Source organism: Nocardia sp. NPDC058497 (assembly GCF_042720195.1).
In the GTDB taxonomy this organism is placed as follows: domain Bacteria; phylum Actinomycetota; class Actinomycetes; order Mycobacteriales; family Mycobacteriaceae; genus Nocardia.
Window position 1 is genome coordinate 1 of record NZ_JBHXMY010000008.1, and the last position, 23,761, is coordinate 23,761.

Annotated in this window: 15 protein-coding genes; 9 read left to right on the plus strand and 6 right to left on the minus strand. The window is 70.6% G+C overall.

Features of this window, described 5'->3' with window-relative positions:
* Window positions 1–82 precede the first annotated feature (82 nt).
* Window positions 83–1,213: an erythromycin esterase family protein gene (locus ACFWPJ_RS01435; RefSeq protein WP_378845798.1), complete on the plus strand. Its 1,131-nt coding sequence runs from the start codon at window positions 83–85 to the stop codon at window positions 1,211–1,213.
* A 70-nt stretch (window positions 1,214–1,283) separates the two neighbouring features.
* Here the strand turns inward: ACFWPJ_RS01435 and ACFWPJ_RS01440 are convergent, their stop codons facing one another.
* From ACFWPJ_RS01440 to ACFWPJ_RS01460, 5 genes are all read right to left on the minus strand, one after another.
* Window positions 1,284–4,511 (minus strand): AAA family ATPase, encoded by a 3,228-nt coding sequence (locus tag ACFWPJ_RS01440; RefSeq protein ID WP_378845800.1) that lies wholly within the window; start codon window positions 4,509–4,511, stop codon window positions 1,284–1,286.
* A complete protein-coding gene (locus ACFWPJ_RS01445) occupies window positions 4,508–5,116 on the minus strand; it encodes a hypothetical protein (RefSeq protein ID WP_378845801.1) in 609 nt (202 codons plus the stop codon). Before ACFWPJ_RS01445 ends, ACFWPJ_RS01440 begins: the two co-directional genes overlap by 4 nt.
* Window positions 5,117–5,185: 69 nt before the next feature.
* A complete protein-coding gene (locus ACFWPJ_RS01450) occupies window positions 5,186–5,470 on the minus strand; it encodes a hypothetical protein (RefSeq protein ID WP_378845802.1) in 285 nt (94 codons plus the stop codon).
* Window positions 5,471–5,603: 133 nt separating this feature from the next.
* Window positions 5,604–6,983 carry a metallopeptidase TldD-related protein gene (locus ACFWPJ_RS01455; protein WP_378845821.1) on the minus strand — a complete coding sequence of 460 codons (1,380 nt, stop codon included), beginning with the start codon at window positions 6,981–6,983 and terminating at the stop codon, window positions 5,604–5,606.
* Between the two features lie 11 nt (window positions 6,984–6,994).
* A complete protein-coding gene (locus ACFWPJ_RS01460; RefSeq protein ID WP_378845804.1) occupies window positions 6,995–8,524 on the minus strand; it encodes a TldD/PmbA family protein in 1,530 nt (509 codons plus the stop codon).
* A gap of 202 nt (window positions 8,525–8,726) precedes the next feature.
* Between ACFWPJ_RS01460 and ACFWPJ_RS01465 the strand changes: the two genes are divergently transcribed.
* A complete protein-coding gene (locus tag ACFWPJ_RS01465; RefSeq protein ID WP_378845805.1) occupies window positions 8,727–9,320 on the plus strand; it encodes a helix-turn-helix domain-containing protein in 594 nt (197 codons plus the stop codon).
* Here the strand turns inward: ACFWPJ_RS01465 and ACFWPJ_RS01470 are convergent.
* Window positions 9,317–10,084, minus strand: a complete 768-nt coding sequence (locus ACFWPJ_RS01470; protein ID WP_378845806.1) for a TSUP family transporter — start codon at window positions 10,082–10,084, stop codon at window positions 9,317–9,319. The two genes, ACFWPJ_RS01465 and ACFWPJ_RS01470, sit on opposite strands and share 4 nt — an antisense overlap.
* 89 nt (window positions 10,085–10,173) lie before the next feature.
* Here ACFWPJ_RS01470 and ACFWPJ_RS01475 point away from each other — a divergent pair, with 89 nt between their 5' ends.
* The 7 genes from ACFWPJ_RS01475 to ACFWPJ_RS01505 form a co-directional block, all read left to right on the plus strand.
* Window positions 10,174–11,340 (plus strand): sensor histidine kinase, encoded by a 1,167-nt coding sequence (locus ACFWPJ_RS01475; RefSeq protein WP_378845807.1) that lies wholly within the window; start codon window positions 10,174–10,176, stop codon window positions 11,338–11,340.
* Between the two features lie 21 nt (window positions 11,341–11,361).
* The gene (locus ACFWPJ_RS01480; protein WP_189022763.1) at window positions 11,362–12,021 is read left to right on the plus strand and encodes a response regulator transcription factor; all 660 of its coding nucleotides are present in this window, start codon (window positions 11,362–11,364) and stop codon (window positions 12,019–12,021) included.
* Between the two features lie 63 nt (window positions 12,022–12,084).
* Complete coding sequence (locus tag ACFWPJ_RS01485) at window positions 12,085–12,606, plus strand: FxsA family protein (RefSeq protein ID WP_378845809.1); 522 nt, start codon at window positions 12,085–12,087, stop codon at window positions 12,604–12,606.
* Window positions 12,607–12,624: 18 nt separating this feature from the next.
* Window positions 12,625–12,828, plus strand: coding sequence for a hypothetical protein (locus ACFWPJ_RS01490; RefSeq protein ID WP_229739464.1), 204 nt, complete (start codon window positions 12,625–12,627; stop codon window positions 12,826–12,828).
* A 30-nt stretch (window positions 12,829–12,858) separates the two neighbouring features.
* Window positions 12,859–14,451 carry an amidohydrolase gene (locus tag ACFWPJ_RS01495; protein ID WP_378845812.1) on the plus strand — a complete coding sequence of 531 codons (1,593 nt, stop codon included), beginning with the start codon at window positions 12,859–12,861 and terminating at the stop codon, window positions 14,449–14,451.
* 112 nt (window positions 14,452–14,563) lie between these two features.
* Complete coding sequence (gene lnt / locus ACFWPJ_RS01500) at window positions 14,564–16,120, plus strand: apolipoprotein N-acyltransferase (protein ID WP_378845822.1); 1,557 nt, start codon at window positions 14,564–14,566, stop codon at window positions 16,118–16,120.
* Between the two features lie 204 nt (window positions 16,121–16,324).
* On the plus strand, window positions 16,325–23,761 hold a 7,437-nt coding region (locus tag ACFWPJ_RS01505), incomplete at its 3' end, for an amino acid adenylation domain-containing protein (protein WP_378845814.1).

Here is a 23,761-nt window from a genome sequence, read left to right on the forward strand (position 1 = left end):
CGGCTTGGAGACTTTACACCCCATATCGACTGCTGACCTAGCAGAAGTCTCAACCGAATGTTCAACGATACGATGGAGACACATGAGCCAGAACATTCGCGACTTCGTTCCGCCCACCTGTGAGCTTCTCGCGTTCGGTGAGCCGACACATCAGGAACCCGCCTTCCCCCTTCTCCGCAATGCGCTGTTCGCCCAACTCGTCGAGCTCGGCTTCCGGTCCATCGCCCTCGAATCCGATCGGGTCGCCGCCCTCACCGTCGACGACTACGTCCGCCACGGCATCGGCAGCCTCGACGAGGTGATGCGCACCGGCTTCTCGCACTTCGGCGACCTGGCCGCGAACCGGGAACTGGTCGTCTGGATGCGTGACTACAACGCGAGCAGGCCACCGGCCGAGCGCGTGGCCTTCTATGGCTTCGACGCGCCGCTCGACAACACCAGCGCACCCAGCCCCCGCCGCTATCTCGAATTCGCCCGCGACTACCTGCGGCTCGAGACGGAGATCGCCGACCTCGCCGGCGACGACGAACGCTGGCATCGCGACGAAGCGATCCTCGACCCGGCGATGTCGCCCGGCGACACCGAGGAAGCGCGGCGACTGCAGGCGCTCGCCGACAACCTGCTCAACACGCTCTATGCCCGCGCACCCGAACTGATCCCCGCGACCTCGGAGGCCGAATGGCGCAGGGCGGCAGTCCATCTCACCGCTGCACTCGGGCTGCTGCGCTACCACCGCCAATCCGCGCGCCGCGTCGACGAGGCCACCCGGATCTCCGGCCTGCTCGCCACCCGCGACGTCCTCATGACCGAGAACATCCGCGACATCCGTGACATCGAAGCCCAGCGCGGCCCCACGCTGCTCTACGGCCACAACGTGCACCTGCAGCGCAACCTCAGCACCATGCCGATGGCAGGCATGATCCTGCAGTGGTACGGCGCCGGGGCCATTCTGAGCTCGCTGTTCGGCGAGCGCTTCACTTTCCTCGCAGGCAGTCTCGGGCCCAGCCCGTCCGGTCTTGACGAGCTGGCCGAAGCCGGACTCCAGCACCGCTCCGTCACGTGGGGCCTGTTCCCTGCCGCCGGTATGACCGCCACTCCTACCGGCCCGACCTCGGACCCGAGTTACTTCCCTCTCGAACAGAAAACCATCGACGGCGCCGACGCGATCCTGCATATCGCGGAGAGTGTCGCTCTCGTCGCCGGGGACGCGTGAGCGCCGACCCGTCTACGCGGAACCTGCGTAGACGGGTCAGCGCGTCTGAACCAGGGCCCAGGCGGGCACGTCAGCGGCGTGCCCGTTCGAGCACCTCGTCCTCGGTGAGCGCGCTGTTCGGGTGGTGGCTCAGGCACATCGGCACCTGGATCTTCCCGAACCCGGTGCCCTCGGTGGCGGCGTAGAACCGACCGGCGGGCAGGCGCGAGATGTCTTCCACGCGGCCACCTTTCGACCGGGCGAGCTCGGTGGCCGCCTGAATCTGGATAGACGCGTTGAGCAGTCCGATCAGCTGCGTCGCGGCATTGCCGGTGACCATGTTGTGCAAGGCTTTGGGCGCCTGCGTCGCGTACACCATGCCGAGCCCGTACTTGCGGGCCTGGGTGGCCAGCTTCAGCGTGCTCTCCGACGACGCGGTGGTGCCGCGGGACGGGACGAAGGTCTGCGCCTCGTCGAGGACGAGCAGCCCGCCGAGGGGGCGGTCCCCGGCCGGATTGCGCTTGATCCACGCGAACAGGGCCAGCTGCAGCTGGTTGACGAACGTCTGACGCTGCGCGTCGGTGGGCAGGCCGATACAGCTGATCACCGACACGCGGGCGCGCTTTCCGTTCGCCGGGGTGAACAGCAGGCTCGGATCGAGATGCTCACCGGCCCCGCCGAACAGGGGATCGTTGATCATCGCCGCTTTGAGTTCCTCGGCCATGCTCTGGGCCAACGCCAGTGCGTTCCTGATGGTGCTCACCCCGTCGGGCAGTGTCGCCAGCAGGGTGACGAATTCGCCGAGGTCGTTGCCACCGCCGCGGGCGAAGTGGGTCATCGCCTCGGTGAGCACGGCCCGGCCGGTCGCTTCCTTGCGCGGGGTGAGACCGGTGCGTGGGACGAGACCGGCGACCGAGGCGTCGATGGAGGTGCGGAATTCGTCGGGATCCTCACGCACCACGCTGAAGTCGGGGAGCGGGTTCAGGGCGAGTGGGCGCCCGGCTTCGCGGCGCGGGGTCCAGACCACCACATCGGTGTCGTCGAGGTAGCGCTGTGCGCGGTCGCGATCGCCCGCGCTCCAGGTGCCCGGTGGCGACGGCCAGGCGTCGCCGAGGCGGGCCAGGTCGTTGTTGGTGTCGATCAGGATGGACGAGACGCCGTGCAGGGCGGCCTCCTCGACGAGGCGGCGCAGCAACACCGTCTTTCCCGAGCCGGAGCCGGCGAAGACCGCGGTGTGTTTACGCAGGAGCAGCAAGGGGACCCGGAAGTCCTTGCCGGTGACTGCGTCTCGACCCAGGTAGACGGCGGGCGCGTCCGGCTGGTCGTGCGGGAGTTCGGTCCGATCGCCCGATCCGGCCGACTCGTCGCTGTCCGCCGGATCGGCAGGCACCAGGTCGTCGGGGCCTCGATCGCCCGGCGTCAGCTCGCCGGGGGCTGGATCGCCCGGGAACAGGCCGCTGGCGCGGGGATCCAGTGGCATCGGGTCGCCCGGGAACAGGCCGCTGGGTGGCCCATCGACACTGGTGGTCTGCCCGCCGTCGTCGGGCCCCGGCAACACCCGGGTGAGCAGTGGCGAATTGCTCGCCGGCCGTCGGTGTTCCAGCCACGACAGGAATCCCGGCTGCCCATCGGCGAGCATCGATTCCAGCGCGGAGAAGGTGCGCAGATCGTCCTCGGAGATCGGCAACGCCACCCCGTGCGCGGCCTCGAGTTCGGCCAGCTGCGCGACGGTCACCGGACCACGGGAGAACGGAGTGTTGCGCAACACCACCAGGCGTCGCCGGGTACCGCCCGGGGTGATCCCGGCCTCCAGCACGGCAGAGCGCAGCCGGGTCTGCACCGCGCGGGGGTGCGGATGGGCGATCGCGCGGAAACTCCAGTGTTCCTCGTCCTCGGTGGCCTCGTCGATGGTCCGGCGCAGGCGTGCGTGCAGCGCCGACGTGACGCCGGACGGGGTGTCGACATTCAGGGTGGCGCCGCTGCCGTTCTGCTCGAGCACATAGCTGCGCAGTGCCGCGTACAGCAGCGGGTACATCAGGGCGTCTTCGCGATCCGGGTCCAGCGGCGCCGCCACATCGGCCTCGGCCCTGGCCTTGGCGAAGCGCTCGTCGAAGACGGCGAGCTCGCTCGGCGTGGGAACGACCGGCCGTACGACCGGATCGGCGGCAGTGGTGACGAACTCGGCCATCTCGGTCGCCGTGTTGGCGTCGAGGCACTGGCGCACATGCTCTTCCACTCGCTGCAACAGCCGACGTGGGGTGAAGCCGGTGACTTCGGTCCGCTCGAACGCGCTCGGCAGCACGGGCCAGGTGGGATAGGGCGGCGCGAAACCGATCTCGCCGTACAGGCCACCGAGGTGCCGTTCGACGATCGCCGTGGCGACCGCGGCGCCGGGCATGGCGGTCGACAGTTCGAGCACGGTGAACCGGTCGGCGGTCGAGTTCACCGAGCGGGTCGCCAGCAATTCCCAGGAACGCGGTATGCAGGCCACCACGATGAGCGTGCGGGTGGTCTCCTCCCGCATCCGGACCAACGCGTCGGCGAGCCGGTTGGCCAGCAGATCCGCGTCGGTGTCGGCGGATTGGGCGATCACGGTGTCGATTTGATCGATCGCCAGCACAACCGGACCGGTGAGCGCGAACAGCCGGGTCAGATCGCCGAACTTCAACTGCGGGTCGCGGTGGCCGCGCCCGAATCCCCACGCCTCGACCTCGGCCGGATCGATGCCCTCGTCCAGAACCAGGAACGCGTGCCCGATATCCCGCGATCGGCCGCGACCGCGATAGAGCACCAACGCACGCAGGGTGTCCGCGCAGTCGACCGCGACCTGTTCGTCGATGGCCGCGATCCGCTCGAGGAACGTGTCGAGATCGGCGCGGCTGACCTCGAGCATGCCGCACAGGCGCATGCGCAATTCCGGCCCGCAACCGGCCCGGTCCGCCAGCGCGCCCAGCATGGGACGCAGCTGGCCACTTTCGGAGCCGAGCAGCCGGGTCACGATGCCGTGGACCGCGCCCGCCCAGAACGACATGCCGTCGACCAGCTTCGGCATGAAGAACCAGCCGTCACGCTCGTGCACATGCTGACGCAACCAGCCGAGCATGTGCGTCTTGCCGACCCCCTTCTCACCACTGAGAACCAGGCCGGTCGGTGATCCGGTCGGCCTGCGCACGGCGTTGTCGACCGCGCGGGTGATCGCCTGGATCGCCCGCGGGTGCAGACCGTCGACGTGATGGTTCAGCGGACCCCAGATCTGGTCGGGGCTCAGGACGCTGCTGAACTGGATCGACGTGAAAGCGTGGTGGTGCTCGTCGTTCACCGAGACACCTCGATCATGAGCAGATGTCGGGCCGTGCCCGCGAGCACGACAGCGGCGTCCGCGTCTTCGGCGGTGAGTGTCTTCTGGTCGGCTTCGGACCGGACGTGCACGCCCTCGCGGTGAGCGAGCAGACCCAGCGCTCGGTCGAACTCGTCCGCGGGCACCCCGTCGAGCCGGTCACGCAGGATCGCCAGCCGGACCGGGGTGCCCTTGCCGCGCGACAGCTCGGTATACGCGGACTCCACCTGGCCGGCGACATTCGGGCGGAAGACGTCGGCGAGCGTGTGCCCGGATTCGTCGAGGTGGCGGCGCAGGCCCGCGAGCACGGCATAGAGGGCGCCGCCCGCGCTGCCCGAGCGCGCGGGGCGTTCCCGGGTGAGTTCCTCGGTGCACCACACTGTTCCGCGATCGGTGAGCTCGTGCACGAAAGCTCGGCCGACCAGCGTGCTCGTGACAAGGCCGAGGTCGTTGAGGTGGCGGCGCGGCTTGCCGTCGAGCTTGATGCCCGCGACGGCGTGCAGCTCGGCGTTGGTGAGTTCGCGCGCCTCCGCCATCAGGACGAGCAGGACGAAGCGCTCGATCGCGGTCAATCGGTCGTCGGTCATAGGTGTTCGGTGTCCTTCACATCTACATCTGCGGTGGGTCGAGCACGGTGAATCCCCGTGCCGTCGATGTCATGTCGCGGGTGCGGCGATCACGGCCCGGATGCGGTGCCCTGTGCCCGGCGGGAACGACACCGATTCGTCGTTCCGCGGCGCGAATCGCGACGAGCGGACTCCCAGTTCGAACGCTGAACCTTCGGCCCCGCCGACCACATCGGCCGGTGCGATTCCGGTTCTTTCGTCGAGGTCACGCCCGAGCAGCCTGGCGAACGCTCGTTCGTCGGCGCGTGTGTGTACGGCGGTGCGGACCCGGATGTAGTCGGTGCCGAACTTCCCCTGATGATTGCGCGTGTCCAACACCTGCCCCTCGCCGCGACGACGACACTCTAGCCGTTCGCGGGACCGCGCCCGAGGGTTTTCCGCCTGTCTCGCGCGCGCGGAAATCGGCCGGGTTACGTTGGCCGGCAGGCGTTGTGGACGACCGCTCGAATCAGGTCGCCTGGCTCACCGAGGACATGTGGAAGTCGGGGATGCGCAACGGTGGCATGGCGGTGCGGGTGAACCAGTCTTTCCACTCGCGGGGGAGGGTGATCTCGGACTTGCCTGCCTCGGCGACGCGGCGCAGGAGGTCGAGGGGGCTCTCGTTGAAGCGGAAGTTGTTGACCGCGGCGGTGACCCGGCCGTCCTCGACCAGGTAGACGCCGTCGCGGGTCAGTCCGGTGAGCAGGAGGGTGGCGGGGTCGACCTCGCGGATGTACCAGAGGCAGGTCAGCAGCAGGCCGCGTTCGGTGCGGGCGATCATGTCGTCCAGCGAGGCGTCACTGCCGCCGGTGAGGAGCAGGTTCTCGCCGGGAAGGGTGGCGGGAGCGGCGAATTCGGCGGCGGTGGCGCGGGGATAGACCAGGGACTCGATCACGCCGGAACCGATCCAGTCGACGCGTTGCGCGGACAGGCCGTTGTCGAAGACCGACAGCGATTCCGACGACGACGGGGTCGCGACGAAGGGCCGGTACTCCAGGCCGCTCGCATTCGGATCGGAGTAGAGAGTCAGCGGAATGTCGCTGAGCCGCTCACCGATCCGGGTGCCGCCCGCGCGGGAGAAGGCGGTGTGGCCTTCGTGCGCGCCGCGGCCCTCCATGGTCCAGGCCAGGTAGATCATCAGGTCGGCCACGGCAGACGGGGGCAGGAGCGTCTGGTAGCGGCCTGCGGGCAGGTCGACGCGGGTGGCCGACCAGTCGAGTCGCCGGGACAGCTCGGCGAGCAGACCGGGGGTGTCGACGTCGGTGAAATCGGCGGTGCCGACACCCACCCAGGCGCTCGCGAGATCGCTGCCCTCGCCGCGCTTTCCGTTGATCTCCACCGACCCGGTGGGCTGGCTGTACCGGCGGCGGATGCCGGTGGAGGTGCCCAGCCAGGTGGTGTGCAGCTGGTGGTGGGCGAAACCGTAGAGGCGGTCGGTGCCGTCGAAACCGGTCGACAGGTCACGGGCCAGCCCGGTGAACACGTCGATCTCGGTGGCGCCGGGCGCGTGCTCCCAGGTGGCGGTGTCGTCGTGAGTGGGCTCGAGCAGCGGCATCGCGTCGCGGGCCGGGGTCGCCGTGCGGGCGGCCTCCTCGCTCGCGCGCACCACCGCCTCGATATCGGCCGGGTCGACGCTGGTGGAGCTGATGCTGCCGACGCGCGCGGCGTTCGGGCCGTCGCGGAACACCGAGATCACCGCCCAGTCCCGCGATACGGAGGAACCGTTGGTGGTCATCGAGTTACCGGCCCACCGCAGCGACGCCTCGTGGGCGTCGGTGACGATGACGATCGCCTCGTCGGCCTTCGACGCCGCCAGCGCGCGCTCGACCACCGCGCCCGCGGGAAACACACCGGTTTCGCTCACTGCCCGCCCTCCGTCCGGGTATTGAGAATATTGACCCCGCGCACCAGCACCGACGGGCAGCCGTGGCTCACCGCCGCCACCTGACCGGGCTGGGCTTTACCGCAGTTGAACGCGCCGCCGAGCTGCCAGGTACTCGGCCCGCCGAGCGCTTCCATCGCACCCCAGAAGTCGGTGGTCGTCGCCTGATAGGCGACATCGCGCAGCTGACCGTCCAGCTCCCCGTCGCGGATTCGGAAGAACCGCTGACCGGTGAACTGGAAGTTGTAGCGCTGCATATCGATCGACCACGACTTGTCGCCGACGATGTAGATGCCGTTCTCGACCCGCGAGATCAGCTCGGCGGTGGTGGTGTCGCGCTCCGGATCCGGTTGCAGCGACACATTCGCCATCCGCTGAATCGGCACGTGATGCGGGGAATCGGCATACGAGCAGCCGTTGGAACGGTCGAGCCCGAGCCGCGGGGCGAACACGCGGTCGAGCTGATAGCCGACCAGGACGCCGTCGCGCACCAGATCCCACTGCTGGCCCGCTACACCCTCGTCGTCGTACCCGACGGTGGCCAGGCCGTTGACCTGGGTGCGGTCACCGGTGACATGCATGATCGGCGTGCCGTAGCGCAGCGTGCCGAGCTTGTCGGGAGTGGCGAACGAGGTACCCGCGTAGGCCGATTCGTAGCCGATCGCCCGGTCGTATTCGGTGGCGTGACCGATGGATTCGTGAATGGTCAGCCACAGGTTGGTCGGGTCGATCACCAGATCGGTGGGACCGGCGACGACGCTGGGCGCCTTCACCTTCTCGGCCAGCCAGGTGGGCATCTGCGCGAGTTCGCCCGCCCAGTCCCAGGTTCCGTCGGCGCCGGTGACGTATTCCCAGCCGCGGCCCGCGGGTGCGGCGAGGGTGCGCATGGTCTCGAACACGCCCGACGCGGAGTCGACGGTGATCGCCTCCAGCTGCGGATGCAACCGCACCCGCTGCTGGGTGATCGAGGACCCCGCGGTGTCGGCGTAGAAGACCTGCTCCTTGACCTGCAGGACCGACGCGGTGACATGGTCGACACCGTCGGCCGCCGAGAGCCGCTCCGAATAGTCCTGCAGCAGCGCCACTTTGTCGCTGGTCGGCACCGCGAACGGGTCGAGGTCGTAGGCCGACACCCACGACACGTCCGCGTAGCGCGGCTCGTCGGCGAGCTCCACCCGCTCCCGGTTGAGCGCTCGCATGGCTGTCGCGACGGTGACCGCGCGCCGCGCCACCTCGGCGGCGATATCGGGCGTGAGCGCGGCATGGGAGGCGAAACCCCAGGTGCCGTCGACGATCACGCGCACGGCCAGACCGAGTTCGGTCGAATCGGTGACAGCCTCCACGCGCCCGTCGCGCAGGCGGATCGACTGCGTCACCAGCCGCTGCACCCGCAGATCGGCATGCTCGGCGCCGGCCGCACGGGCCGCCGAGAGCGCGGCCTCGGCCAGCGCGCGCAACCCGAGCGCCAGGAACTCCTCGTCCACTTCTCTGGAAGTCGCGGTAGTCACCCCGCCTACGCTAGCCGGTGCCCCCGACACGCGGGACCCGTGCCGAGGATTGCCCGCGCGAAATCCCGGTTCCGGCAGCGGCAACCGTGACGCGCTGACCCGATCCTCCCGCGACGCACAGCCGGGATGCCGTAGGGTGCCCGCCGTGCCGCCATCCGCCCTCCGCGATCGAAAAAGGGAACGAACCCGTCGTGCGATCCTCGTGGCCGCCGTCGACTTGTTCGAGGCCAGAGGCTATGAGGAAACGACAGTGGCCGATATCGCGGCCGAGGCCGAGGTCGGCACCCGGACCTTCTTCAACTACTTCGCCAGCAAGGAAGAACTGCTCTTCCCCGAACCCGACGAACGGGTCCGCGCGGCCGTCGCCGCCATCGCCACCAGGCGGCCGGGGGAGCGCCCGGTGGAGGTGCTGCTGCGGGCGCTGCGCGCGGCGGGCGACAACTCCGGCGAGCATCTGGTGGACGACCTGAATTCCCGCGTCGCCGCGTTGCGCGCGCGGGTCTCGCGGACCGTGCCCGCGGTGAGCGGTCGCGCCGCGCACGCCCAGCTCCTCGCCCAGCGCGAGATCGCCAGGCAACTGCACAGCGCGTTCCCGCACGAACTCGACGAGGTCGGCGCCGCGGCACTGGTCGGCGCGGTCGTCGGCGCGGTGTCGGGTGCGCTGACGGTGCTGTTCCAGCAGCCCCAGCACGGCATCGACGACGGCGAACGCCTGCACCGCAAGATCCACGAGACCACCTCGCGGGTGCTGCAGCCCTGGCTCGCCGCGTCGGCACCGGCCGAACCGGCGCGCTAACCGAACTGCTGCCAGCCCAACCGGATCACCATCACCACCACCACGACGAGCAACACGATCCGCACGAAACCCGCGCCCTTGGCCAGCGCCATCCGCGAGCCGATCAGTGCGCCCGCCACATTCGCGACCGCCATACCCGCACCGAGGCCCCACAGGATGTGCCCGGTCGCGCCGAGGAACAGCAGCGCGCCCACATTCGATCCGCAGTTGATCACCTTCGCCATGGCCGCCGCGCGCACGAACTCCGTGCCGAGCAGCGTCGCGAACGTGATGATCAGGAACGTGCCGGTGCCGGGACCGAGCAAGCCGTCGTAGAGGCCGATCAGGCCTGCCGCCAGCGCCACCACCAGGATCACCTTGCGCCGGGTCGGCGGATGGGTGGCCATCGTCATGCCGACCGACGGGCGCACCGTCACGAACACCGCCACCGCGACCAGCACCACCATCACCAGCGGAATGAACAGGTCGCGGTCGATCAGCGACACCGCCGCGGCACCGCACGCCGCGGTGACGGCGGCGATCACCGCACCGGGGATCAGCACCTTCCACTGCATCGGCACCCGGCGCGCGAAGGTCACCACCGCGGTCGCCGTGCCCGACAGCGCGGCCAGCTTGTTCGTGCCGAGCGCCGTCTGCGGGGCGATACCGGGCGCGACCAGGAACAGCGTCGGCAGGATGATCAAGCCGCCGCCGCCGACCACCGCGTCGACCCAGCCCGCCGCGGCCGCGGCCACCAGCAGAACCGCCCAGTCTCCTAGTTGCACGCGTCCAGGCAATCAAGATCACGCGCGGAAAGCCAACCGGGCCCACGTCCGCGGACGGTTTCCCCACCTGCGGCGATTAGGCTGGCCCGGTGCGCCGGTTCAGCTTGTGGCTCCGCGGCCGACCCATCGTCGCCGATTCCCTTCTCGCGGCCTTCCTGCTGGTGCTGGACGCGCTCGGCGTGGGCAACGAACACCACAAGGCCTCCTACCTGGTGTTTTCGGTACTGCTGCCGTTGCCGCTGATCCTGCGCCGGATCTATCCGCGGGCGATGGCCGCGGTGATGTTCGGGCTCTCGGTGCTGTGCACGTTGGTGGGGTACCTGGTCGGTGACGACACCTCGGGGCACGTCGCGCTGATCGGGCTCGGGGTGATGCTCTACACCCTGGTCGCCTACGTCGGCAGGCGGGACGGGCTGATCTACCTCGTCTGTCTGGCCGTCGATCTGGGGCTCTCGCTGGCGATCCTGAGTGAACCGGTCGGTGGTGACATCGCGCTCGTCTTCGTGATCTACGCGCTGTGCTGGACGCTGGCCGAGTTCAACGGCGCCCGCCACGCTTACGACGCCGAGGTCGCTGCGCGGCTGGCCGTCGCCGACTACGACAAGGAACGCCGCGCCCACGAGGCCGTCGCCGCCGAACGCACCCGCATCGCCCGCGAACTGCACGACGTGGTCGCGCACGCGGTGAGCGTCATCATCGTGCAGGCCGACGGCGCCAAATATGCCCTGCGCCAGGACCCGGACACCGCCGAACGCGCCCTGGCGGCCATCGCGGGCACCGGTCGCGAAGCGCTGCGCGAACTGCGCCGCACCGTCGCGCTGCTGCGCACCGAGCACGCGCCGGAACTGCTCCCGCAGCACGGCAGCGCCGGGATCGCGCGGCTGGCCGAGATGATGCGCGACGCGGGCCTTGCCGTCGAACTCGAACTGACCGGGGAACTCGACGACATCACGCCCGAGGTGAGCCTGGGTGTGCACCGGATCGTGCAGGAATCGCTGACCAACACGCTGCGCCACGCGGGATCGAGCCCGAAGGCGACGGTGCGGGTGCAGCGGCGCGAGGACGACATCCTGATCGAGGTCACCGACAGCGGCGGTGTCCCCGTGCAGGAACCGGGCATCCCCGGCACCGGCATGGGCCTGGTCGGCATGCGCGAACGGGTCGCCGTGCTCGGCGGAACGCTGTCCGCGGGCCGGACCGACGACGGCCGCTGGCGGGTGCGGGCCACCCTCCCGCTGCGCGCCGAAACCGAGTGATTCGCCCGCTATGGTTGGGAAATGCCGATCAGCGTGCTCGTGGTGGACGATCAGGAACTCATGCGGATGGGCCTGAAGATGGTGCTCGGGGCGCACCCCGACATCGAGGTCGTCGGTGAAGCGGGCAACGGGGACGAAGCGGTGCGGCGCGCGACCGAGCTGCGCCCCGACGTGGTGCTGATGGACGTGCGCATGCCGGTCGTCGACGGTGTCACCGCCACCGGCCGGATCGTCGCCGCGGGCGACGGCATCCGCGTGCTCGTGATGACCACCTTCGACCTCGACGAACACGCCCTCGGCGCACTACGCGCCGGCGCGAGCGGGTTCCTGCTCAAGGACACCCCGCCCGAGGACCTCGTCTCCGCCATCCGCAGCGTCGCCGCGGGCGACGCGGTGGTCTCCCCGAAGGTCACCAAGCGCCTGCTCGACCGGCTCGTCGCCGAGGACCCGGCCGGTCTGCGCGACCCCGGCGTGCTCGACGTCCTGACCGCCCGCGAACGCGAGGTGCTCGAGCAGATCGCCGCGGGCCGCTCCAACGCCGAGATCGCGGCGGCCCTGTTCCTGTCCGAGGCGACGGTGAAGACGCATGTCGGCCGGGTGCTCACCAAACTCGGGCTGCGCGACCGGGTGCAGGCGGTGGTGCTGGCCTACGAGACCGGACTGGTGCGCCCGGGTGGCTGAGGCGGCCGGGAGAAAAATCGGACGCTCGCGCGTTGGACAGAGAGATCGTCCGAAAGGATCGCCATGACCGCCCTGCTGTTCGTGCTCTACCTCGTCGTCGAGATCGCCGCCTTCGTCGGCCTCGCCCAGCTGATCGGTGCGGGCTGGGCGCTGTTCGCGTTGATCGCCGTGTCCGGCGTCGGCCTGCTGCTGCTCGGGGCGCAGGGCAGGCGGGTGTTCGACCGGTTCCGCCGGGCCTCCCGCGGCGAGGTCACCGCCGAGAGCGCGGTCGCCGACGGGCTGCTCGTCGCCACCGGATCGGTGCTGCTGTTCGTGCCAGGGCTGGTCACCGGCGTGATCGGGCTGCTGGCCCTGTTCCCGCCGACCAGGGCACTGCTGCGGCCGGTGCTGGAGAAGCTCGGCACCCGGCGCTTCGGCCCGCTGCCGTCGTTCGCGCCGTCGCCGTATCGCGGGATGGTGGTCGACGCCGACAGCGGCGACGTGGTCGACGGTGTCGTCGTCGGACAGTGGTACGACGACGGGCACGCCACCGGCCCGCGCGCGCTCGGGACCGCTCGCGCCGATGACGCCACCCCGTGGCGGTGAACGGTCTACAGTGTGCCGATGGCCACCGAACAGATCACCGTCACGGTGAGCGCGGAACTGGCCGACGCGGTACGTAGGGCGAGTACCGCTGCCGGACAGTCCATGTCGGATTTCACGGTCGCCGCGTGGCGACTCGAGCTGATCGCCGTCGACACCGGCGGACACACCCCCGCGGGGCTCCGCGACGCCGACGTCCGCGCCGTGCTGTCCCTGCCGACCTGACGATCGGCCGATACGGCAGACTGGGGCACCGTGAGTACCCAGTTGCTGATCGGCGGTCGTTTCTACAGTTCCAGCTCCCCGGACGCGACCGCGATGGCGGTCACCGACGGCACCGTGGTCTGGCTCGGCGCCGAAGCGCCAGGCCGGGCGATGCACCCCGGCGCGGAGATCGTCGACCTCGACGGCGCCTTCGTCGCGCCCGCGTTCGTCGACCCGCACGTGCACGTCACCGCGCTGGGCCTGCAACTGACCGGACTCGACGTCAGCGGCACCGCGTCGCTGACCGACCTGCTCGCCGCGCTGCGCGCGCACGCCACCGCACAGCCGGACGGGGTGATCATCGGCGAGGGTTGGGACGACACCGCGTGGCCCGAACAGCGGCCGCCGAGCGTCGCCGAACTCGACGAGGCGGCCGGTCCGGGCAGGCTCGTCTACCTCGCGCGCGTCGACGCGCACTCGGCCGTCGCCTCCTCGGCGCTGCTCGACGCGGCTGGGGAACTCGGCGACGGCTACCGCCGCGGCGAACCGCTGCGCGCCGACGCCCACCACCGGGTGCGGTCCGTCGCGCTCGCGGAACTCGGTCGCGCAGACCGTGATCGGGCCCGCGCCGCCGCCCTCGACGCGGCCGCCGCCCACGGCATCGTCGCCGTCCACGAATGCGCGGGCCCCGACGTCTCCGGCCGCGACGACGTCCGCGAGCTCCTCGCCTTCGAGCACGGCGTCGCGGTGCGCGCCTACTGGGGCCAAGCCGTGCGCACCGCCGGCGAAGCCCGCGCGCTGATCGACGAACTCGGCGTGGCCGCCCTCGGCGGTGACCTGTTCGTCGACGGCTCGCTCGGCTCGCACACCGCGCTGCTGCGCGCGCCGTATGCCGACGCGAGCGGCTGCGGTAAGAACTTCCTCGACGCCGAAACCGTCACCGCGCACATCCGCGCCTGCACCGAAGCCGGTGTGCAGGCAGGCTTCCACGCGATCGGTGACGCCGCCATGGACATCGTGGTCGCCGGATTCGCCGCGGTCGCCGCCGAACTCGGCGGACCGGCGGTCGCCGCGCGCGGGCACCGGGTCGAACACGCCGAGATGACCGACGCCGCCGCGATCGAGCAGCTCGCCGCCCTCGGCGTGATCCTGTCCGTGCAGCCCGGATTCGACGCCGCCTGGGGCGGACCCGACGGCATGTACGCGACCCGCCTCGGCGCCGAGCGCGCCGCGGGCTTGAATCCGTTCTCGGCCATGGCCGCCGCGGGCATCTCCCTGGCCATCGGCTCGGACGCGCCGGTCACCTCGCTGAACCCGTGGCAACAGGTGCGGGCCGCGGTCCACCACCGGACCCCCGGCCACGGACTGTCCCCGCGCGCCGCCTTCGCGGCGGCCACCCGCGGGGCCTGGCGGGCGGGCGGCGTGCGCGACGGTGTCGCAGGCACATTGGTGCCGGGCGCGCCTGCCTCGTATGCCGTGTGGGACGCCGGTGACCTCGTCGTCGCGGCGGCCGCCGACACGGTGCAGCGCTGGTCCACCGATCCGCGCTCGCGGGTGCCCGGCCTGCCGCGCCTCGATCCCGGCGCCGACCTGCCGACCTGCCTGCGCACCGTGCGCAACGGCGCCACGATCTACACCGCCTGAGGACATGATGATCCACCCCGCCACCGAACCAGGGCCCGACGCCGTGACCGCCGACGCGGCGGCCGCGCCCGCGACCTCGGCGGGCGGTCGCGGGTACGGCGTGCTGCTGCGGATGCTCGCGGCCACCGCGGGCGGCCTGCTGCTGTTCGGCAGCTTTCCGCCACGGCCGTGGTGGTTCCTGGCCCCGGTCGCCATCGCCCTGCTCACCGTGGCGGTGCGCGGACCCGGCACACTGCGGGCCGGTTTCGGGTACGGATTCCTCGGCGGCCTGGGATTCTTCGTGCCGCTGCTGCCGTGGACCGGCATCTACGTCGGACCGCTGCCCTGGCTGGCGCTCTCGACGACCTGCGCGGTCTTCCTCGGCCTCTGGGGTGTCCTCGCCCGGTGGCTGAGCGCGCTGCCCGGCTGGCCGTTCTGGCTCGCCATCGCCTGGACGGCGACCGAGTGGGTGCGGTCGAGCTTCCCCTTCGGTGGATTCCCGTGGGGCCGAATCGCTTTCGGTCAGGCCGACGGCTGGTACCTGCCGCTGGCCGCCTATGGCGGCGCCCCGCTGATCGGCTTCGCCGTCGCCCTGACCGGCACCGGCCTGGCGGCGCTCGCCCTGCGCGTTCTCGCGCGGGCGCGCACACCCGCGCCGCGCGTGACGGGCCGGGCGACGCGGATCGGATTTGCCACGGCGGCAGTCACTGTGGCTATCATGCCCCTCACCGGAGTGATCCTCCGGCCGACGCTGCCCGCTCCGGACGAAGGCCACCGGTCGATCACGGTCGCCGCGATCCAGGGCAGCGTGCCGCGGCTCGGCCTCGAGTTCAACGCCCAGCGCCGCGCCGTGCTGGACAACCACGTCCGGCGCACCGAGGAGCTCGCCGCCGCCGTCGACCGCGGGGAGGCGGTCCGGCCCGACGTCGTCATCTGGCCGGAGAACTCCTCCGATATCGACCCACTGCGCAATGCCGACGCCGCCGCCGAGATCACCGAGGCCTCGCAGCGGATCGGCGCGCCGATCCTGGTCGGCGCGGTCCTGGTGAACGGTGACCGCACGACAACGAACTCGGTGATGGTGTGGAACGGCGCGGCGGGACCGCAAGACCGGCACGACAAGAAAATCATCCAGCCTTTCGGCGAATACCTGCCGATGCGTAGTTTCTTCCGTTTGTTCTCGTCCTACGCCGACCAAGCCGGACATTTCGTGCCGGGCAATGGTGACGGTTCGGTCACGGCGGCCGGCGTGCGGATCGGGGTGGCGACCTGTTACGAGGTGGCCTTCGATCGCGCATTCCGGCAATCGATGGCCGCCGGCGCGGAACTGCTGACCGTGCCGACCAACAACGCCACCTTCGGCGAGAGCGAGATGACCTACCAGCAACTCGCCATGTCCAGGGTGCGGGCAGTCGAACACGGCCGGGCGCTGGTGGTGGCGGCGACCACCGGTGTCAGCGCGATCATCACCGCGGATGGCGCGATCGCACAGCAGAGCGCGCAACTCGCACCCGCCGCGCTCGTCGCCCAGCTACCATTGCGCGACACGACGACGATCGCGACGCGAATCGGCGCGGCGCCCGAACTGGTGTCCGTTATTCTGACCGCGATCGGCGCGGCGCTGATGTTTTTCCGGCGCCGGCGAGCGAATCAGGCGCAGGCTCTGCGGAACTCACAGAATTCTGAATAAGCGGTTTGTTTCAACCCGGGGGTGGCGGCCGAATGCGGCCGCTCAGGGGTCCGACGCGTTCAGCTTGAAAACAAATCAAGATCGGTAGCCATCCGGCCGCCGCAGTACTCCGAATCAATGGGCGTGGATAGCCACGCCCTGGTGCCGTCGCGCGCCCGGGCGAAGCTCGGGGAGTTGTGACACAAAGGCAGAACGGAGTGCTTGATGAGTTCATTGGCCACCGACCGCGTCAGTTCAAGCGTCACCGACGACGATCCGGGCCAGCCGTTCGCTCTCTCGCCCGGTCAGACGGCCCTGTGGTATGCGCAACGGATCCGGCCCGATATTCCGCTCACCATCGCCCACTACGTCGAGCTGCACGGTGATCTCGACCCGGGCAGACTGCTGCACGCGATCGAGCGCTTCGGCGCGGAATCCCAGGTGGGACACGTGCGCCTACTCGAGATAGACGGGGTGCCGCACCAACGGGTGGACATGGCATGGCGGCCGGGCTGGGGCCGGATCGACCTGCGCGGTGAGCCCGACCCGCGGGCGGCCGCGCTGCGCTGGATGAACGAGCAAGCCAGCACGCCGTTCGATATGGAGCGCGAACCGCTCACCACCAATGTCGTATTGCGAATCGGTGACGAAGACTGGTTCTGGTACGAACGCGCACACCACATCGTTATCGACGGTTACGGTGCGATGAACGCGCTCTCGCGCGCGGCCGAGATCTACACCGCCATCGGCGAAGAGCGCGAACCGTCGGTCTCCCGCGCCGCCGCGCTGGTCGACCTCTACGCCGACGAATCCCGCTACCGCGAGTCCAGCCGGTTCCGCGCCGACCGCGAATACTGGATGGAACAGCTCGCCGGCGTCGGCGAGCCGATGACGCTGTCCTCGGTCACCGCCACCGGCGACACCCACGACCCGGGCAGGCACCGGGCCGCCGGTGTCCTCGGCCCCGACGTCGACGACCTGCTCACCGAGGCGATCGCCGCGCACGGTTCGGCCAACTCCGCGCTCATCGTCGCGGCGCTGGCGGCCTATGTCCGCACGGTCACCGGCGACTCGGATGTCGTGCTGAGCCTGCCCGTTTCGGCCCGCACCACGGTGGCGCTGCGCCGCTCGGCGGGTGTGGTGTCGAACGTGGTGCCGCTGCGCGTGCGGTTCGACGAGCACACCACCGTCGCCGACGTCGTGCGCCAGACCGAACTGCAGATCACCGGCGCGCTACGCCACCAGCGCTACCGCTCCGACGACATCCGGCGCGACTGCGGTTACTCCCGCGACGCCCGCGGCTTCTTCGGGCCGATGGTCAACATCATGCTGTTCCACGACGAGCTGAAGTTCGGTGACATCACGGGACAGCTGAACGTGCTCGCGACGGGCCCCGTCGAGGACCTCTCGATCAACATCTACAACGGTGACGGCGGCCGCACCCATCTCGACTTCGAAGCCAACCCCAAGCTCTACGGCGAAGCCGAAGTCACCGCCCACCACGGCCGCTACCTCGACTTCCTCGCCCGCTTCCTGGCCGCCGAGCCGACCACGCCCGCCCGCGAATTGACGGCGATCACCGACGCCGAGCAGGACAGGGTCCTGCGGGAATGGAACGCCACCGAGATGCCGGTGCCGACCGGCACGCTGGTGTCGCTGTTCACCGACCAGGTGCGCCGCAGCCCGCACGCCGTCGCACTCGAATTCGGTGGCAGCGCCGTCGGATACGCCGAGCTCGACGATCGGGTGAACCAGCTGGCGCGCGAGCTCATCGCCCGCGGCGCCGGTCCGGAGACCACGGTCGGGGTGTACCTGCACCGCAGCATCGAGATGGTCGTCGGCATGTACGCGGTGCTGGCCACCGGCGCCGCGTACCTGCCGCTCGACCCCGAACACCCGGCCGACCGGATCGACGCCGTGGTGGCGCAGGCCCGTCCGGTCTGCGTGCTCACCGCGGCGCGCGACAGGGTGCGGCTGCCCGGCGGCGTCGAGCGGGTCGATCTGGACACCCTCGATGTCAGCGGGCGCGACGTCGCGCCGATCACCGACGCCGACCGGCTCGCGCCGCTGCGGCCCGAGCAGCTCGCCTACGTCATCTTCACCTCCGGCTCGACCGGTAAGCCGAAGGGCGTCGGTGTCACGCACGCCGCGATCGTCAACCGGTTGCGCTGGATGCAGGCCGAATATCCGCTCGACCACACCGATGCGGTCCTGCAGAAGACCCCCGCCACCTTCGACGTGTCGGTGTGGGAGTTCTTCTGGCCGTTGCAGGTGGGCGCCCGCCTGGTGATCGCCGCGCCCGACGGGCACCGCGATCCGGCCTACCTGGCGCGGATCATCACCGAGAAGTCCATCACCACAGCGCATTTCGTGCCATCGATGCTGTCGCTGTTCGTCACCGACCCGCGGGTGGCGGGTGGTGCCGGGCTGCGGCGCGTGTTCTGCAGCGGTGAGGCGCTGCCCGGCGCCACCGTCGCCGATTTCCATGCCGCGCTGCACGGACCGTCCGGCGGGCCCGAGCTGCACAACCTGTACGGCCCCACCGAGGCCGCGGTCGACGTCACCTACTGGCCGTGCCCGGCCGGGGCCACCACGGTGCCGATCGGCTCCCCGGTGTGGAACACCCAGACCTACGTCCTGGACGCACAGTTGCGGCCGGTCCCGCCCGGAGTCGTCGGTGAGCTGTACCTGGCCGGCGCGCAGCTGGCCCGCGGCTACCTCGGCCGTCCCGACCTGACCGCCGACCGGTTCGTCGCCAATCCGTTCACCCCGGGTGAGCGCATGTACCGCACCGGCGACCTGGCGCGCTGGCAGCTCGACGGCGCCGTGCTGGAATACCTGGGGCGCACCGACTTCCAGGTGAAGGTCCGCGGCCTGCGGATCGAGCTCGGCGAGGTCGAGTCCGCGCTGCTGGCCCAGGGCAACGTCGCCCGCGCGGTCTGCGTGGCGCGGGGCGGTCGCACCGGTGACGACGAACTCGTCGCGTACGTGGTCGCCGGGCCGGGTAGTTCGGCGCTCGAGCCCGCCGTGCTGCTGTCGGGGCTGCGGCGCAGTCTGCCGTCCTACATGGTGCCCTCGGCACTGGTCGTGCTCGACGAGCTGCCGTTGAGCGCCAACGGCAAGGTCGACCGCAAGGCGCTGCCCGCGCCCGCCCTCGGGGTGCGGCTCACCACCGGCGCCGCCGCACCGCAGACCCGGGTGGAATGCGCGCTCGCCGAGATCTTCACCGAGGTGCTCGCGCTCGACGGCACCGCGATCGGCGTCGAGGACAGCTTCTTCGATCTCGGCGGCAACTCGCTGGTCGCGGCCCGCGCGGTCGCCAGGATCAACACCACCCTGAACGCGAACCTGACCATCCGGGAGCTGTTCGAGACCTCGACCATCGCGGCGCTGGCCGGCTACCTCGGCACGCGCCGGTCCGAGTCCTCGACGCCGAAGCTGGTTCCGGCGGTGCGGCCCGAACGGGTGCCGCTGTCGCTGGCCCAGCAGCGGCTGTGGATCCTCAACCGGTTCGCCGAGCACGCCGCGGCCTACAACATGCCGCTGGCCCTGCGGCTCACCGGGCGACTCGACCTGGCCGCGCTGCGCGCGGGGCTGCGCGACGTGCTCGATCGCCACGAGAGCCTGCGCACCAGCTTCCCCGCGGGTCCGGACGGTGCCTACCAGCTGATCCACCCGGCTGCCGCGGTGGAACCGACACTGGAGCCGGTCGACGTGATCGCCGCCGATCTCACCGGCCTGGTCGCCGAGGTGACCGGGCGCGGCTTCGATCTGCGCACCGAAACCCCGCTGCGGGTCGCGCTGTACCGGGTCGGCGCCGACGACCACGTGCTGCTGGTGGTGCTGCACCACATCTGCGGTGACGGCTGGTCGGTCGCCCCGCTGGCCAGGGACCTGATGGTCGCGGTCGCCGCCCGCGCCGAGGGCGGCGCGCCGCAGTGGACACCGCTGCCGGTGCAGTACGCCGATTTCGCGCTGTGGCAGCGGGAACTGCTCGGCGACGAGGAGGACCCGGAGTCGCCGCTGGGCAAGCAGCTCGGCCACTGGGGCGAGGCACTGGCCGGCCTGCCCGATCAGCTCGACCTGCCGCTGGACCGGCCACGGCCACTGCGGCGCGGCACCCGCGGCGACACGGTGGCCTTCACCGTCGACGCCGAGACCCGCCGTGCCGCAAGCGAACTCGCGAACCGTCGCGGGGTCAGCATGTTCATGGTGCTGCACGCCGCGCTCGCGACCCTGCTGGCCCGGCTGTGCGGGAGCACCGACATCGCCATCGGCACGCCCATCGCGGGCCGCTCCGACCCCGGCCTCGACGACCTCGTCGGCATGTTCGTCAACACGCTGGTGTTGCGCACCGACGTCGACCTCGCCGCCGGTTTCGACCGGATGCTCGATCAGGTCCGCGAGACCGACCTCAACGCCTTCGCCAACCCCGACGTGCCGTTCGAGCGGCTCGTCGAACTGGTGAACCCGGATCGCTCGACCTCGCGGCATCCGCTGTTCCAGGTGATGCTGTCCTACGACCGCACCCCCGAACTGCGCGTCGAATTGCCCGGTGTCGCGGCCGAACTGGTGCCGGTCGAGACCGGCGTCGCCAAGTTCGACCTGCAGCTCGAGGTCCGCGACCAGCACGCCGACGGGCCGCTGCACGCCGAATTCGGTTTCGCCACCGATGTTTTCGATCGCTCGACGGTGGAGGCGATCGCCCGCCGGTTCACCATGCTGCTGGCCGCCATGGTCGCCGACCCGGCGACGCCAGCCGGTGACCTCGCGCTACTCGACCGCCGCGAGACCGCACGGCTGGTACCCGTCGCGGGCGCGCCGGCCGAACCGGCGGGGACGCTGGCCCGCCTGCTCGGGGAGACCGCGCAGCGGCTGCCCGACGCCGTCGCCGTGCGCTACCTCGGCTTCGACACCACCTATCGCGAGCTCGACGAGCGCTCGAACCGGCTGGCGCGCAGCCTGATCGCGCACGGCGCCGGTCCGGAAGCGGTGGTGGCGGTCGCGCTGCCGCGCAGCCTGGAATCGATCGTCGCCATCTGGGCGGTGGCCAAGTCCGGCGCGGCCTACGTGCCCGTCGACCCGGCCTACCCGGCGGAGCGCATCGCGCACATGATCGGCGATTCCGGTGCGGTCCTCGGGCTCACGCTGCCCGAACATCTCGCCGCGCTGCCCACCACGACCGGCAAGCACCGCAAGGCGCCGGAATGGCTGGTCTTCGGCACCGCCGAGTTCGAGGCCGACTGCGCCGGCCGCTCGGCCACCTCGCTGACAGACACCGACCGCAGGCACCCGATGCGGGCCGGTCAGCCCGCGTACCTGATCTACACCTCCGGTTCCACCGGTACGCCGAAGGCCGTCGTCGTCACCCACGCGGGCATCGCCTCGCTCGCCAGCGAGCAGACGCAGCTGTTCAAGGTGACCGATGCGGCCAGGACCATGCACTTCTCGTCGCCGAGCTTCGACGCCTCGGTGCTGGAACTGCTGCTCGGTTTCGCCGCGGGCGCGACCATCGTGGTGGCCCCCGCCGACCTGTACGGCGGCACGGAACTGGCCGGTTTCCTGCGGTCGGAGCGGATCACCCACGCGTTCATCACCCCGGCCGCGCTGGCCACCGTGCCCGCCGGTGACTTCCCCGATCTGGGCACGGTCATCGTCGGTGGCGATGCCTGCTCCGACGCGCTCGTCGACACGTGGGCGTCGAAGTACCGGATGCACAACATGTATGGCCCGTCGGAGGCGACCGTCGCCGTCACCGCGAGTGCGGCCATGCTCGCGGGGGAGCCGGCTCCACTGGGCGCGCCGGTGCGTGGCATGCGGCTGTTCGTGCTCGACCGCCGCCTGCACCCGGTGCCGCCGGGCACACCCGGCGAGCTGTACGTCTCGGGACCTGGTGTGGCCCGCGGCTACCTCGGCAAGCTCGCGCTCACCGCGCAGCGGTTCGTGGCCAACCCGCACGGCCGGGTCGGCGAACGCATGTACCGCACCGGCGATCTCGTCGTCGCCGATCCCACCGGCCGGTTGCGGTTCCTCGGCCGCGCCGACGACCAGATCAAGATCCGCGGCTTCCGCGTCGAACTGCGCGAGATCGACCACGTCCTGCGCGAGCACCCCGGGGTGCAGTCGGCGCTGACCATCGTGCACGTCGACGAGCAGGGCCAGCAGCGGCTCGCGTCCTACGTGACCACCCACCGTCCGGTTGTTCCGGCCGACGTCCTGGCCACTGCGCGTGGCAGGCTGCCCGGGTACATGGTGCCCGCGGCCGTCGTCGTGCTCGACCAGATGCCGGTGACCCCGGCGGGCAAGCTGGACCGAAAGTCCTTGCCCGCACCGGAATTCGCCGTCACCGCGGGTACCCGCGCGCCGCGTACCCATCTGGAGATGCGGGTCGCCGCGGTGTTCCACCAGATCCTCGGTCGCCCGGTGCCGGGTGCGGAGGACAGCTTCTTCGAGATCGGCGGCAACTCGCTGCTGGCCACCCGGCTGGCGGCCGCGCTACACGCGGACTTCAGTGTCGACCTGCCGGTGCGGCAGATCTTCGAGGCGCCGACCGTGGCCGGCATCGCCCAGCTGATCACGGAAGCGCCCCGGACGCAGCGGGTGGCGCTGGCGGTACACACCCCACGCCCGGGACGCATACCACTGTCGCTGCCGCAGCAGCGGCTGTGGTTCCTCAACAGATTGTCCCCCGAATCGAGCGCCTACAACATCGCTTTCGTCTTGCGAATCGGCGGAGATCTGAACCTCGGCGCCCTGCGCGCCGCCCTCACCGATCTGGTGGAGCGGCACGAGGTGCTGCGCACGGTCTTCCCTGAGGACCTCTCCGGCGCCCAGCAGGTGGTCCTGCCGATCACCCAGACGGTTCCCACGATCGAGGTCGTCGACAGCGATCCCGAGCAGGCACACGCCTCGCTGACCGAGCTGGCGCGCAAGGGCTTCGACCTGACCAGGGAGACGCCGCTGCGCATCCAGCTGCTGCGGGTCGCGCCCGGCGAGTACCGCCTCGGGGTGATCGTGCATCACATCGCCGCCGACGGCTGGTCGCTCGGCCCGCTGACCAGGGACCTGGCGCTGTCGTACGTGGCCAGGTGCGGTGGCACCGCGCCGCTGCGCGCGCCGCTGCCGGTGCAGTACGCCGACTTCAGCCTGTGGCAGCGCGCCGTGCTCGGCGTGGAGGACGATCCGGACAGCATCGCCGCCACCCAGCTCGCGCACTGGCGTGAAGCCCTGGCCGAACTGCCCGACGAGCTGCCGTTGCCGTTCGACCGGCCGCGCCCGCTCGACCCCACCGGCGTGGCGGGCAGTGTGGGATGCGAGGTTTCGGCTCCGCTGCAGAAGGCCATGCACGAATTGGCGGCCCACACCGGCGTGAGTCTGTTCATGGTGGTGCGCTCGGCGCTGGGTGTGCTGCTGCGCAGCGTCACCGGCGGCCGCGACATTCCCCTCGGTACCCCGGTGGCCGGACGCACCGACATCCAGCTCGACGACCTGGTCGGCATGTTCGTCAACACCCTCGTCCTGCGCTCGGACGTGGATCCCGGCCGCAGCTTCGTCGACCTGCTGCACGCCGACCGCGATGACGAACTGGCCGCGATCGCCAATGCCGACCTGCCGTTCGAACGGGTCGTCGACCCGCTCGGCCGCGCCAGCACGGCGCGCAAC

What these genes read in the sequence shown, in the direction of transcription:
- ACFWPJ_RS01435 (WP_378845798.1), top strand. Translation starts at nt 83, where the DNA reads ATGAGCCAGAACATTCGCGACTTCGTTCCGCCCACCTGTGAGCTTCTC.
- ACFWPJ_RS01445 (WP_378845801.1), bottom strand. Translation starts at nt 5,116, where the DNA reads ATGACCGACGACCGATTGACCGCGATCGAGCGCTTCGTCCTGCTCGTC.
- ACFWPJ_RS01480 (WP_189022763.1), top strand. Translation starts at nt 11,362, where the DNA reads ATGCCGATCAGCGTGCTCGTGGTGGACGATCAGGAACTCATGCGGATG.
- ACFWPJ_RS01485 (WP_378845809.1), top strand. Translation starts at nt 12,085, where the DNA reads ATGACCGCCCTGCTGTTCGTGCTCTACCTCGTCGTCGAGATCGCCGCC.
- ACFWPJ_RS01490 (WP_229739464.1), top strand. Translation starts at nt 12,625, where the DNA reads ATGGCCACCGAACAGATCACCGTCACGGTGAGCGCGGAACTGGCCGAC.
- lnt (WP_378845822.1), top strand. Translation starts at nt 14,564, where the DNA reads ATGCTCGCGGCCACCGCGGGCGGCCTGCTGCTGTTCGGCAGCTTTCCG.